General features: G+C 72.3%; 11 protein-coding genes and 1 pseudogene. 8 read left to right on the top strand and 4 right to left on the bottom strand.

All coding sequences use genetic code 11. The annotated features are described in order from the left end of the window. Positions 1 to 67: 67 nt before the first annotated feature. Entirely contained in the window at positions 68 to 709 is a 642-nt protein-coding gene (locus ACIRVF_RS30210; protein ID WP_402824652.1) for a hypothetical protein, read from the top strand. Between the two features lie 613 nt (positions 710 to 1,322). Here the strand turns inward: ACIRVF_RS30210 and ACIRVF_RS30205 are convergent. Next, positions 1,323 to 2,006, bottom strand: a complete 684-nt coding sequence (locus ACIRVF_RS30205) for a DUF1963 domain-containing protein (protein ID WP_402824649.1) — start codon at positions 2,004 to 2,006, stop codon at positions 1,323 to 1,325. Between the two features lie 1,465 nt (positions 2,007 to 3,471). Between ACIRVF_RS30205 and ACIRVF_RS30200 the strand changes: the two genes are divergently transcribed. From ACIRVF_RS30200 to ACIRVF_RS30190, 3 genes are all read left to right on the top strand, one after another. Then, positions 3,472 to 3,909 carry an NADH-ubiquinone oxidoreductase-F iron-sulfur binding region domain-containing protein gene (locus ACIRVF_RS30200; protein WP_402824646.1) on the top strand — a complete coding sequence of 146 codons (438 nt, stop codon included), beginning with the start codon at positions 3,472 to 3,474 and terminating at the stop codon, positions 3,907 to 3,909. Between the two features lie 300 nt (positions 3,910 to 4,209). Next, entirely contained in the window at positions 4,210 to 4,923 is a 714-nt protein-coding gene (locus tag ACIRVF_RS30195; RefSeq protein ID WP_402824643.1) for a VIT family protein, read from the top strand. A gap of 100 nt (positions 4,924 to 5,023) precedes the next feature. Then, entirely contained in the window at positions 5,024 to 5,263 is a 240-nt protein-coding gene (locus ACIRVF_RS30190) for a hypothetical protein (protein WP_402824640.1), read from the top strand. A gap of 324 nt (positions 5,264 to 5,587) precedes the next feature. On the opposite strand, the gene ACIRVF_RS30185 is transcribed toward ACIRVF_RS30190, so the two are convergent. Both ACIRVF_RS30185 and ACIRVF_RS30180 read right to left on the bottom strand, forming a co-directional pair. After that, positions 5,588 to 6,001 carry a (2Fe-2S) ferredoxin domain-containing protein gene (locus ACIRVF_RS30185; protein ID WP_402824637.1) on the bottom strand — a complete coding sequence of 138 codons (414 nt, stop codon included), beginning with the start codon at positions 5,999 to 6,001 and terminating at the stop codon, positions 5,588 to 5,590. Then, on the bottom strand, positions 5,998 to 7,989 hold the full coding sequence (locus ACIRVF_RS30180) for a heavy metal translocating P-type ATPase (RefSeq protein ID WP_402824633.1): 1,992 nt from the start codon (positions 7,987 to 7,989) through the stop codon (positions 5,998 to 6,000). Before ACIRVF_RS30180 ends, ACIRVF_RS30185 begins: the two co-directional genes overlap by 4 nt. Before the next feature lie 104 nt (positions 7,990 to 8,093). Between ACIRVF_RS30180 and ACIRVF_RS30175 the strand changes: the two genes are divergently transcribed. Continuing rightward, on the top strand, positions 8,094 to 8,510 hold the full coding sequence (locus ACIRVF_RS30175) for an ArsR/SmtB family transcription factor (protein WP_402824630.1): 417 nt from the start codon (positions 8,094 to 8,096) through the stop codon (positions 8,508 to 8,510). Positions 8,511 to 8,555: 45 nt separating this feature from the next. Here the strand turns inward: ACIRVF_RS30175 and ACIRVF_RS30170 are convergent, their stop codons facing one another. After that, a complete protein-coding gene (locus ACIRVF_RS30170) occupies positions 8,556 to 9,074 on the bottom strand; it encodes a cation transporter (RefSeq protein ID WP_402824627.1) in 519 nt (172 codons plus the stop codon). A gap of 282 nt (positions 9,075 to 9,356) precedes the next feature. Here ACIRVF_RS30170 and ACIRVF_RS30165 point away from each other — a divergent pair, with 282 nt between their 5' ends. The 3 genes and pseudogenes from ACIRVF_RS30165 to ACIRVF_RS30155 all read left to right on the top strand — a co-directional run. Then, a complete protein-coding gene (locus tag ACIRVF_RS30165) occupies positions 9,357 to 10,562 on the top strand; it encodes a sensor histidine kinase (RefSeq protein WP_402824623.1) in 1,206 nt (401 codons plus the stop codon). Then, positions 10,559 to 11,263, top strand: coding sequence for a response regulator (locus ACIRVF_RS30160; protein ID WP_402824620.1), 705 nt, complete (start codon positions 10,559 to 10,561; stop codon positions 11,261 to 11,263). The genes ACIRVF_RS30165 and ACIRVF_RS30160 overlap by 4 nt, the downstream gene beginning before the upstream one ends. A 498-nt stretch (positions 11,264 to 11,761) precedes the next feature. Next, positions 11,762 to 12,109: pseudogene (locus ACIRVF_RS30155) on the top strand (transposase); the annotation flags it as partial. Positions 12,110 to 12,210 lie beyond the last annotated feature (101 nt).

Below are 12,210 nucleotides of genomic sequence, written 5' to 3'. Positions count from 1 at the left end.
GCGGTTGCCCGCCGGCCCCCGGATCACCTTGGCACCCGGGGTAACCGGTGCGGACCGAGACCTCGGGTTGCGGCTTCTCAACGGCCGTGAGGAGGACGCGCCGTGGTGGGCACCGGCCCCGCAGCAGCTGTACCTGCACGGTAAGGCCACGGGGACGGAGCCGCTGCCGCTGGGCGGTCGGCCGGAGCCGATCCCGGTCGACGGACTCGGGGACACAGTCGTCGGCGTGTGGGTGAATGACGACGGCAGCCAGCGCTGGTCCATCCTTCCCGCGCCCGTCGACTGGGAGCAGATGGTGGCCTGGCTGGTCGGACAGGCGCCTCCGGCGTTCGTCCCCGACGCGCTGCGCCGGGTACGGGCACCCCACGCCCAGACACCGGAGCTGGAGACCGACGCCGAGCAAACCGCCCGCCTTGCTCTGGAGGAGCTTGAGCAGACGTGTGAGGAGCGCAAGGCGCGCCTGACTGCCGAGCTGAAGGCAGCCCGCCAGCCACCCCGGTGCGGGATGGCCTGCTCTTCGGCTCGGGCCCAGTACTTTGAGGCTGTCGTTGCCACCGTTCTGGAGCGTGCCGGCTTCACCATCACCGCGCTCGACGAGGACTTGGGCGACACCGCATCGGCGGACCCGCTGGTGCAACTCGGGGACCGCCGGCGCCTGATGGAAGTCAACGTGCCGGCCCTGACCGGGAGGACTGCCCACCAACGGTGACGGAGCATCAGGCTGAACAGCGCCGTCAACCAGAACCGATCCTACCGGTCATAGCGGACCGCGCTGGGGCGGCGCCGTACCGGCCCGCACCCACGGGGAGCGGCGACCCGGCGGAGGCCGGACGCAGCGGCCGGACGGCGGCCGGGCAGGCGGCACAACGGCGGGCAGCGGCAGCGACAACGACCTGTCGCGGCTCGTCCGCGGGCCCCGGCTCCTCCGGCCCCGGTCGCCCCCGGCCCCGCCGCCGCTGACGGATGCGGAATGGGTGTTGATCGAGCCGTACTTGCCGATCGGCGGGCCGCGACGACAGCCGAACGGCGACCGGACAGCAGCGGCAGGTAACAACGACACAACGGCGGCCGACGGACGGCGGGCGGCCGACGGGCGGCAGCCGACAGGCAGCCGGCAGCCGGGCAGGCGCGGCCGGGGCGCAGCGGCACGGCCGGTCCGCTGCGGGGCCGGGTGCGCACGGGCTGTTCATAGGCGCCGCGGCGTGTGCTGCTGGGTCAGTCGTCGCTGCTGCGACCCGGGTCGCAGGGGCAAGGGCAGGACGGGGCGGGGGCGGGGCGGGGGCGGCTGATGAGCGCCGGCCGGCTGCCCCCCGTCCGCTCGGTCAGGCCATTTCGACGTAGCGGTGGACCCGGTCGAAGCGCCGGGCCACCACGTCCTGGCGGCGGATTACCCAGTGGGCAACGCCGGAGTCCAATTCGGTGACGTCGTCGCCGCACCTCCAGGTGGCCAGGAGGGACCAGTCGTCGGTGTCCCCCTCGTGGGCCGTACCGCCTCGCTCGCCGGGGCCGGCCTCCTCCTGGGGATCACGGGTGTAGTGGACGGGATCGTTCTGGGGCGAGACCGGATGGCCCCCGATCTGCAGGTCCCAGGAAGGTCGAAAGCCGCCCCCGTGTGCCCAGGCGTCGGAGAGTTCGTCGGCGAGTTCGAACTGCTCGTCCTCGGGGAATTCACCCCAACTGTCGAGGGCGAAGCTCTCCGGCATCGGCGCGCTCAACTGGTGCCACACGGTACGCAGTTCACGCGGCCGGTACGGCTCGCGCCGGCCGTGTTCGAGGGCGCTCGGGCTCGTCGGGGTCCCTACGGGGACATACAGCACCGCATCGGACACCTGTCCCCCGATGCCGTGCAGATCGACGCCGGAGAAGAAGAGCAGGTGGCCGTCGGCAGGGAGCGGAAGGCCGGTCGCGCCCGATGGGAGAGCGGCGAGGTCGACCGAGGCCACGAAGGGATCGGACGGCTTCGACACGCCGTGCGGCAGCAGGGGGTCGCCGCCGATCCGGGCCACGACTGGACCGTCACCGCCCTCCGCCAAGTACACCGCCGGACGGGTGGCACGAATCCATTCCTCCACCTCCTCCGACGGCAGATCCCGGAAGGCCGCCTCGGCCCGGAAGCGGTTCACTCTGTCCATGCTCGTGTCGGTCACCGGGCGATCCTAACGGGCTCTCTGGCGGGAAGGAGAACGGGCCGAACTCCATTGCAGGCACGATGATTTGGCCCAACATCGCGAGCGCGGGGTGGCATGGCACCGGCCGGGGCGCGACCGGACGGCGACACAACGGCGAGCCAGCGGCAAGCGACGACCCGACGGCCAGCTGCCCGGCCGCGGGATGATGTCGGCCCGGTGGCGGTCACGGCCGGGCCACGGCGGGAACTTGGGCGGGTCGAGGCCGGGCGCGGCACAGCGGGCGGTACTCCAGGAGGTCGCCTTCCGCACGCCTGCGAGATCCATCTCCCGCGTCGGGTCCATGTGCGGGCACCTGCCCGGCCACGGTGTTCTCATGCCGTGCTCGTCGGCAATGTGTGCGGCGGGCGGCTCACGGGACGTTCCCCTGCCTCAACGGCAAATCCGTCGCCTTTGGGATGCCGGCGTTGGGTCCGGCAGGGCCAGGGGGATGGCCCGCGCACTCCGAGCGTCTGCCCGTCCTGGAAGACGGCTGGGCCGACCGCGACACCGTCCTCGCCCTGACGGCCGGCCCGCAGCCCGGGTGGTCCGCCGCCCTGAACGGCGCCCGGCTAACCATCCATTGCCCAGGCGGCGCGACCTGGTTCGATGGCGAGATCACCGCCACCCGAGAGTGGCGCCGCCGGATCGCCGACCAGCGCTCTCCATCGCCGACCTCGACACCACCACCGGCCGCCTTTCGGGCGTCGTGTGGCCTGTCGTCCATGAAACACGCGCACCCGGTGACCCATGCCCTGCTTCCCGCAGGATCCGCGCTCACGTCACCGCCCGGTCAGTCCCGGAGACGGTGGAACCACCCGAACAGACCACAGACAACAGAGCAATGAGCGGCCGCCCCCGCGCAGGTCCAGGCGCAGCCGCAGGGCCGCGACGCCGAAGCGCCGGACTCGATCCGGTCCCCATCCGGGTAGAGGCGCTCCCGCACGGCCACGTCACCAGCGAGTCGACTGCCCTGGTCCACTGGCTGGGCGGCGGCCCGGCCCGCCCCACCAGCTCCCCGCCCCGCGCCCACGAGAAGGGCGTCCGAGGACGGCCCACACTCGTCGAACGTCGAGACTTCCGCCCACGTCGCCCTGATCGCCCGCCGCGGCGCCGACTGGTTCCGGCGGTCCGGCACCGCCGCCTCACCCGGTACCACCCCGGTCACCGTAGCGGGAGCCGTCCACCGCCCCGGCGTCCTCGAAACCGAACCCGGCACCCGTCGGGACACTCCTCCGGCAAGCCGAGGGCCCGGACCAGCCGCTCCAAGCCATCCTGCTCGGCGGCTTCGCCGGCACCTGGCTCAGTGCCGCGCGAGCCCACGGCCTTCCGTTCAGCCGGAAGGGTCTCGCCCCGCACGCCGCACCCGGAGCCGGCGTCATCGCCGCCCTCCGCAGGAGGCCTGCCCCTCGACGAGACCGCCCGCATCCTCGCCTACCTCGCCGCCAACGGCGCCGCCCGGCAGTGCGGCCCCTGCCTCTTCGGCCTGCCCGCCGTCGCCGACGACTTCACCGCCCTCGCCGACGGCCACACCACCCCCGACCTCCTCGACCGCCTCCACCACCGGATCGGCCTGCTCCCCGGACGCGGCGCCTGCCGCCGCCCCGACGGCGCCGCCCGCCTCGCCGCCAGCGCCCTCACCGCTTTCGAGGCCGGCGTCGACCACCACCTGCGCCACGGCCACTGCCGACGCGCCACCACCGTGCCCGCACCATCGGCCACCCGGACGGAGCACTGGACATGACCGCCGCCGACCGCGAGACCCTGCGCATCGACCGGATCGCCTGCACGGGCCACGGCCAGTGCGCCGAACTGCTCCCCGAGCTCCTCCCCTCTACGAATGGGGCTACCCCGTCCAGCACGACGCCACCATCCCGCCCGACCTGCACGCTCACGCCCGCCGCGCCGTCCGGGCCTGCCCACGACTCGCCGTGCGCACAGTCCGAGGGTGACCCTCACCATGCCCTGACGGCCGCCCCGAAACGACAGACGGCCGAGTCCCCACCAAACTGATCTTGAAGACCGGACAGGAGCACCCGACCCGATGACCTTCTTCGACAGGCTCAACCCCCACCAGGAAAGCCACGCTGCCGGCCGCGCCGGCTGGCTGCGCGCCGCCGTCCTCGGAGCCAACGACGGCCTCGTCTCCGTCGCCAGCCTGATGGTCGGCCTGGCCGCCAGCGGCGCGAGCACCTCCACCGTCGTCACCGGCGGCCTCGCCGGCCTCTCCGCAGGCGCGATGGCCATGGCCGCCGGCGAGTACGTCTCCGTCAGCTCCCAGGTCGACGTCGAAACTGCGGACCGCGCCAAGGAGGCCCGCGAACTCGCCGAAGCCCCAGACGCCGAACTCGCCGAACTCACCGCCATCTACGAGGACCGGGGCGTCCCCCGCGACCTCGCCCGCCAGGTCGCCGAAGCCCTGCACGAGGCCGACCCGCTCCAGGCCCACCTGCGCGACGAACTCGGCCACAGCGAGCACACCGCGGCCAACCCCCTCCAGGCCGCGATCGCCTCCGCCGCCAGCTTCCTGCTCGGCGGACTCGTGCCCTTCCTCGGCCTGCTCGCCGGATCCGATACGGCACGGCTGTGGCTCATCGTCGCCGTCACCCTCTGCGGCCTCGCTCTCGCAGGTGTACTCGCCGCGCGCGCCGCCGGCACGGCGGTACTCCGGCCCGCGGTGCGGGTGGTGGTCGGCGGCGGGCTCGCGATGGCCATCACCGCGGCCGTCGGCCAGATCGCCCACGTCTCCGGCGTCTGACCCGCGACCGGTCCGACCGACCCGCAATCCCTTCCCGGGTGGCCCCGGCGAAGAGGATCGTGGTGGTCAGTCCGCCCTCGGGCCAGGCAGTGGAGGTCAGATGGCCGTGGGTGACGGCGCGGACGATGAACAGGCCAAGGCCCGCGCCCTCGGTGGTGCTCAGGCGGTGTGGTCGCCGCAGTGGCGGGTCGAGGTGAAGGCCGCCGTTGGTGACATCACCGACATCGGTCCCTCCGCCGCACACATCTTCGCCTCCCTCGCCCTCTTCCGCGCCTCCGCCGGAGCCGCCCGGGGCCTCGACACCGGACTCCGCCCCTGCTGGGCCGCCTGGCCTGGCTGAGCTCCTCCTCCGCCGTCGAACTCACCAATGCGGCACGCTGACACCTCACATGACACATGCCGGGGCGGCGGCAGCAGCATGCTTCTGCGACTCGCACGCTGCCCTGCTCCGGGGACCGGGGCGGTATGCCTGAGCGGACCCGAGCACCGACGACTTCCGGCTCGCGAGTTGTGAACGGACAGTCTGCGAGTCCTCCGACGGCCTCCCGGGACAACGGAACAGCCCGTTAGCGCCGGCCTTGGCGGGCTCGCACACCTGCTCGGTCCCGATGGCACCGAAGGCTCCACCCTGGTGAGCGGGTGGAGCCTTCGGCATGGGTTCGCTTCAGCTGTCGATCTGCTGGCGGATGCGGCGGGAGGGGCTGAACGCGTACAGGTCGAGGATGTCGGGCGGGTCTGCGAGGCCGGGGCCGCCGGCCTGGACCCAGGCGGTGATGTCGCGGGCGGCGTCGGGGTCGTTGACCAGGCCGAGCCAGACGGGGCGTCCGCCGGCCTTGCGGCCTTCGGCGGAGGGCTGGACGACGATCACGTTGGCCTGCTCACAGGCGTCCAAGCAATCGGTGGGCCGCACGTTCGCCACGCCGGCGAGGGATTCGCGCAGGTCGGTGAGCTGGGCGCGGTGGTCCAGGCCCGGGACCTTGGGGGTACCGCAGCAGCATCCTCGGCAGACGGTGACGGTGCAGCGGGCCGCCGCCCCCTGGGCGGGGGTGGCGGCCCGCTTGCGGTTGCGCTTGCTCACTTGCGGCCTTCGGTGCGGGCCTTGGTCCAGGCGGCCTCGCGCAGCAGACGCAGGCCGTTGAGGCCGACGATCACGGTCGAGCCCTCGTGGCCGAGGACGCCCAGCGGCAGCGGCAGGGTGGCGACCAGGTCCCAGACCACCAGCACGGAGATGAACACCGAGGCGATCACCAGATTCTGCACCACGAAGGAGCGGGCCCGCCGGGAGAGCGCCACCACGGCCGGGACGGTGGCGAGTTCGTCGCGCACGATGACGGCGTCGGCCGTCTCCAGCGCGAGGTCGGAGCCGGCCCGGCCCATCGCGATGCCGGTGTGGGCGGCGGCCAGGGCGGGCGCGTCGTTGACGCCGTCGCCGATCACCAGCACCTTGCGCCCGGCCCGCTCCTGCTCCTGGACGGCGGTGACCTTGTCCTGGGGCAGCAGCCCGGCGCGGACATCGGTGATGCCGACCTCGGCGGCCAGTCGGGCGGCGGCGCGGGGGTTGTCGCCGGTCACCAGCATCGGCTGGGTGCCGGTCAGCGCGGTGAGGGCGGTGACGGTGGCAGCGGCGTCCGGGCGCAGCCGGTCGGCGATGCCGAGCACACCGACCGGCACACCGTCGGCCTCGACCAGGACGGCGGTGCGGCCGCCGTTCTCCAGCTCGCCGGCGATCGCGGCGGCACGGGCCGAGACAGCGTCCTCCGCGCCGTTCAGCAGCCGGGCCGGGGCGCCGACCGCGACGGCCCGGCCGTCGACGGTGGCGGTCACGCCGACGCCGGGGGCGGAGGCGAAGTCCTCGGTGGTGGCGAGAGCCAGGCCGCGGGCACGGGCCGCGTCGACGACGGCTCGGGCAAGCGGGTGCTCGCTGGGGTGCTCGGCCGCCGCCGCCAGCGCCAGCAGCTCCTCCACACCCAGGCCGGAGCCGGGCAGGGGGCGGATGTCGGTGACCCGGGGGGTGCCCTCGGTGAGGGTGCCGGTCTTGTCCAGCGCGACCGCGTCGACCTGGCCGAGCCGCTCCATGACCACGGCGGACTTCACCAGCACGCCGTGGCGTCCGGCGTTGGCGATCGCGGACAGCAGCGGCGGCATGGTGGCGAGCACCACGGCGCACGGGGAGGCGACGATCATGAAGGTCATCGCCCGCAGCAGCGAACCGGTGAAGGCCGCGCCGAAGGCGAGCGGCACCGCGAAGACCGCGAGGGTGGCGATCACCATGCCGATCGAGTAGCGCTGCTCGACCTTCTCGATGAACAGCTGCGTCGGCGCCTTGGTCTCGGAAGCCTCCTCGACCATGGCGACGATCCGGGCGATCACCGAGTCCGAGGCATCGCGCTCGACCTTCACCCGCAGCGCACCGGTGCCGTTCAGGGTGCCCGCGAAGACCTCGTCGCCCGTCTCCTTGGCGACCGGGAGGGGCTCGCCGGTGATGGTGGCCTGGTCGACGTCGCTGGCGCCGTCCAGGACGCGGCCGTCGGCGCCGATCCGCTCACCGGGCCGCACCAGGATCGTGTCGCCGACCGCGAGCTCCTCGGTCGGCACGCTCTCCTCGGTGCCGTCGTCCAGAAGCCGGACCGCGGTGGCGGGGGCGAGGTCGAGCAGGCCGCGCACCGAGTCGGCGGTCCGCGCCGTGGCGATCGCCTCCAGCGCGCCGGAAGTGGCGAAGATGACGATCAGCAGCGCACCGTCCATCACCTGTCCGACCGCGGCGGCGCCGATCGCGGCGACAATCATCAGCAGGTCGACGTCAAGGGTCTTCTCCCGCAGCGCCTGAAGGCCTGCCCAGGCCGGCTCCCAGCCGCCGGTGGCGTACGCGAGGGCGTACAGCGGACCCCACGCCCAGGCGGGGGCGCCGGTCAGCTGCAGCGGCAGCGCGATCAGGAACAGCACCAGCGCGGCGAGCGCCCAGCGGGCCTCGGGAAGCGCGAAGATCCGCGTACGCCGCCGGGGAGCGACACTGGCAGATGCGGCGGCCACCTCGGGGGCGGGGCGTTCGAGCAGGGTGGAAGACATGGCAGGCAGGACCCTTCGCGCAGGCCATGGGCAGGACTAACGACTCCACCCACCATACAGGAACATATGAACAGCCCTTCAAGTGTGCCTTGTAGTATGGGCGCATGGGTCATGGAGCCGAACCAGCCAAGAACGCCGTCCCGCACACGCGCCTGGACGCGACCAGCGCCGCCCGCGTGGCCAACACACTCCAGGCCCTGGCCACACCCTCCCGGCTCCTGATCCTCTCCCGCCTGCGCGAAGGTTCCTGCGCCGCCACCGAACTGGCGCACGAGGTCGGCATGGAGCAGTCCGCCTGCTCCCACCAGCTGCGCCTGCTGCGCAACCTCGGCCTGGTGGTCGGCACCCGCCAGGGGCGCTCGGTGGTGTACGCGCTGTACGACAACCACGTCGCCGAACTCCTCGACCAGGCCGTCTACCACATCGAGCACCTGCGCCTGGGACTCAGCGATGCCACCGACACGGTCGAGGAGCAGGACGAGCCGGACCAGGCTGGGGCGGCGATCGAAGCGGCGCGCTGACGCCCCTCGCGTGTGGCGTTGGGCGCGTCGGCGCCATGATCCGCGTCAGTGGTCGCCGGAGAAGATCTCCCGCACCTCGCGCACGGCGTAATGGACCAGCACGTAGCCGGCGGCCGGATCGGCCCACCACCAGCCCAGCGTGGCGTTCAAGACGAGGCCGAGCAGCACGGCGGCAGCCAGCAGGCCGTCGATCAGCGTGACGCGGCCCTCGGTCTTGAGGACCGGGTTGTCCAGCGCGGCGCCGGTGCGGGCCTTGCCTGCGGCGAGCGCAAACATCACGGCCGCGGTGATCGCCGTCCAGACGATCCCCAGGGTCGAGTGGTGCGGGTGGTAGCCAGTTGCCAGTACCCAGGTGGACTGCACCAGCAGGTAGACCCCGAGCAGCGCGAAGCCGACGCCGATCAGCTTGAGCGCGCGCTTCTGGCGCTCCTCGCCGGTGCCGGACAGCTCCCAGATCACCACGGTGGAGGCGCCGATCTCGATCAGCGAGTCCAGGCCGAACCCGGCCAGAGCCACCGACCGGGCGCCGATCGCCGCGATGGCCGAGATCGCGATGCCGAACACGTTCCAGCCCAGCGTGGCGTACTCCAGCGCGCCACACGATCACCGGACGCCACGGACAAGGTCACACCGGCCAGCGCGGGCGGGCCGTCGTCGTACTGCTTTATCGCGTCTTGGAGAGCGATCATCGGCGGATTCGTCATGGCCATGAACCTAGGAACGAACCATGATCCATCGCGTCGGCCGGTGGATTTCACCGTTCCCCAGGCCGTCGGCCCGGGGACGTACCCCGCGTACATCCCCGGGGCGACGCGCAGAGCCGGCGCCACTAAATACGATCTCCGCATGGAAGAGCTTCTCCAGCGTCTCTCGACATCGAAGCGCGTGACCCGGCTGACGTCACAGGCCGTGGTGCTGGCCGCCGCCGGCTTGTACGCGCTGATGCTCCCGTTGACGATGGGCACCCCGGAGCCCGAGCACTCCCTGTTCGGGTTCCCCGACCTCGAACCCGTCCAGGCGCTGGGCCTGTACGTCGTGCTCGCCCTTCCGGTTCTGCTGGTGCGCCGTCTGCCGGCGACCGTCTTCGCGGTGATCCTGGGCGAATCGGTCCTCGGCGACGCCTTCGGCGCCCGGCCCGCCGTCGTGTTCGTCCTGCTCGTCGCCCTGGGCGGGTACCTCGCCGTCCGGCGGCCGAAGGCTGCCGCCGTCGGCTCCGTCGCGGGCGTCGCGGCCGCGTTCGTCAACGACATCCACGACCGCAACCAGTCCCTCGGCGACGCGGCCCAGTGGGCCGGGGGGTTCGCGTTGTGGTTCGCGGTCGCGTGGGTCTTCGGGGGGGTTTACCGCAAACGCCGTGAATACCTCGGAGCCCTGCACGAGCAGAGGGCGGCCCGCGCCGTCGTCACCGAGCGGCTGCGGATCGCCCGCGAACTGCACGACAGCGTCGCGCACAGCATCGGGATCATCACGGTGCTGTCGGGGGCGGCGGCGCGGGTCGTGGAGACCAAGCCCGAGCAGGCGCGGCAGGCGCTGACCGGCATCGAGTCCACCAGCCGCCAGACGCTGCTCGAACTGCAGCGCATGCTCGGGGCGCTGCGCAGCGGCGAGCCGGACGACGCCATGCCGGGGGCCGCTCCGCTGACGCCGGCCGGCAGCCTGGCCGACGTCCCGCGGCTCGCCGAACGCACGGCCGACGCCGGGGTGCGGGTCCACGTGACCTGGCAGGGCGAGCGGCGTCCACTGCCGCCGGAGATCGAACTGTCGGCATTTCGGATCATCCAGGAGTCGGTGACGAACGTGGTGCGGCACTCCGGTGCGCGGACGTGCCGGGTCGAGGTCGGTTACGAGCCGGAAGGAGTGAGGATCGAGGTGGTGGACGACGGGGACGACGGTCCCGGCGGACCCGGCCGTCCGAGGCCCGCGGCGGCGGCCGGCGGGAGCGGCTTCGGCCTGCTCGGCATGCGCGAGCGAGTGACGTTGCTGTCCGGCCAGTTCAGCGCGGGCCGGCGTCCGGAGGGCGGATTCCGGGTGACGGCGAGGCTCCCGGCATGAGCGTGCGGGTGCTGCTGGCCGACGACCAGCCGCTGATGCTGGTCGGGCTCGGGATCCTGATCGGTGACACCGACGACCTGGAGGTGGTCGGCGAGGCCGGCGACGGCCGCGAGGCGGTGCGCCTGGTGCGTGAACTGCGGCCGGACGTCGTGGTGATGGACATCCGGATGCCGGGCATGGACGGGATCGAGGCGACCCGGCAGGCGACCTCCGAGCCGGACCCGCCCAAGGTGCTGGTGCTGACGACCTTCGACGACGACGAGTACGTCTACGGCGCACTGCGCGCCGGGGCCAGCGGATTCCTGCTCAAGAGCATGGCCCTGGACGCGATCCTGGACGCGATCCGCGTGGTGGCGGCCGGCGACGCGTTGATCGCGCCGAGCGTGACCCGACGGCTGATCGCCGACTTCGCCGGAACCTCCGCCACCCCCGCGGCCCCCGCACCGGACACCGAGCCCGCCCCGGACCCGCGTCCCGCCCCGGATCCGAGTCCCCTCGCGGGGATCACCAACCGGGAGCGCGAGGTACTGGCACTGGTCGGACAGGGACTGTCGAACGGTGAGATAGCCGAGCGGCTGGTGATCAGCGCGGCGACGGCGAAGACGCATGTCGCGCGTCTGTTCGCCAAGCTCGAAGCCCGGGACCGCGTCCACCTGGCGATCATCGCTTTCGAGGCCGGACTCACGCCGGGTGGACGGTAGGGCAGGGTGAGAAGAACGATCGCCGACCACGAGTTCGCCACGTTCGCCAGACGCGCGAGCTCACCCACCTGGCCGCGGCGGGATTCGAGCCCAGGTTGTTCAGGAAGTCACGGACCGGCGCGGGTGTCGAGAGCGTGGTAGCCCGCTTCACGGGTCGAGGAGGATCGGACCGAGGAAGAACCTTTAGCGACGTCAGCGCCTTGTACGTGCTTCATCGCTGTTTCACTGGCGTGTTCGCGCGCTGTCTCAACGAACCGACCTAAGAAACGCGCCGCGCGGTTCGTGAAGATCCACGCGCTCCGGCCCGTCCAGCGCTATTCCACTGTCGGATCCTCTCAACCCCGATCGTGAACCGGCCGTCGGCGAGTTTGCGCAGCCAGCCGCGGTCGGCGAGCTCGGTCGGTTGTGCGCGAAGCGGCTCCAGCTTGCCCCGGACGCCGACAGGAAGGCCGAGTATCTCGCTGACCCGATGGACCGTGACCGGCCGAAGAGTTCGTAGTCATGGACGCGATACGAGTACCCAGAACCGGGCTGGGACGGCCCCGCACCCGTCCCAACCACGTCCTCGGCGACAAGGGCTGCAGCTCCAAGGCGATCCGCGTCTGGCTGCGAGAGCGCGGCATCGGCCACACCATCCCCGAGCGGGCCGACCAGATCGCCAACCGCCTACGGCGCGGAAGCCTCGGCGGTCCACCCGTGGCCTTCGACCGCCGGCTCTACAAGCATCGCAACGTCGTCGAACGCTGCTTCAACCGCCTGAAGCAGTGGCGAGGCCTCGCCACCGGATACGACAGAACCGCCGTCTCCTACCAAGCCGCAGCCGCCCTCGCCTCACTCCTCATGTGAGCCTGACCCTTTGACGACACTGCGTAGGTCCAGCGACCTTGAGTCAGCAGATGGCTTCGCTTCTTGACCGTGACAGGACGGTCGACTCCTCGGGCCCTGCT

Origin of the sequence: Kitasatospora sp. NPDC101157 (genome assembly GCF_044768255.1) — a bacterium.
In the GTDB taxonomy this organism is placed as follows: domain Bacteria; phylum Actinomycetota; class Actinomycetes; order Streptomycetales; family Streptomycetaceae; genus Kitasatospora.
This window is presented reverse-complemented; position numbering and strand designations above follow the sequence as displayed.

Bases quoted from the DNA above. Each gene is read 5' to 3' on its own strand.
- ACIRVF_RS30190 (WP_402824640.1), top strand. From the start codon at position 5,024: ATGGCCGTGGGTGACGGCGCGGACGATGAACAGGCCAAGGCCCGCGCC.
- ACIRVF_RS30165 (WP_402824623.1), top strand. From the start codon at position 9,357: ATGGAAGAGCTTCTCCAGCGTCTCTCGACATCGAAGCGCGTGACCCGG.
- ACIRVF_RS30180 (WP_402824633.1), bottom strand. From the start codon at position 7,989: ATGTCTTCCACCCTGCTCGAACGCCCCGCCCCCGAGGTGGCCGCCGCA.
- ACIRVF_RS30160 (WP_402824620.1), top strand. From the start codon at position 10,559: ATGAGCGTGCGGGTGCTGCTGGCCGACGACCAGCCGCTGATGCTGGTC.
- ACIRVF_RS30175 (WP_402824630.1), top strand. From the start codon at position 8,094: ATGGGTCATGGAGCCGAACCAGCCAAGAACGCCGTCCCGCACACGCGC.
- ACIRVF_RS30195 (WP_402824643.1), top strand. From the start codon at position 4,210: ATGACCTTCTTCGACAGGCTCAACCCCCACCAGGAAAGCCACGCTGCC.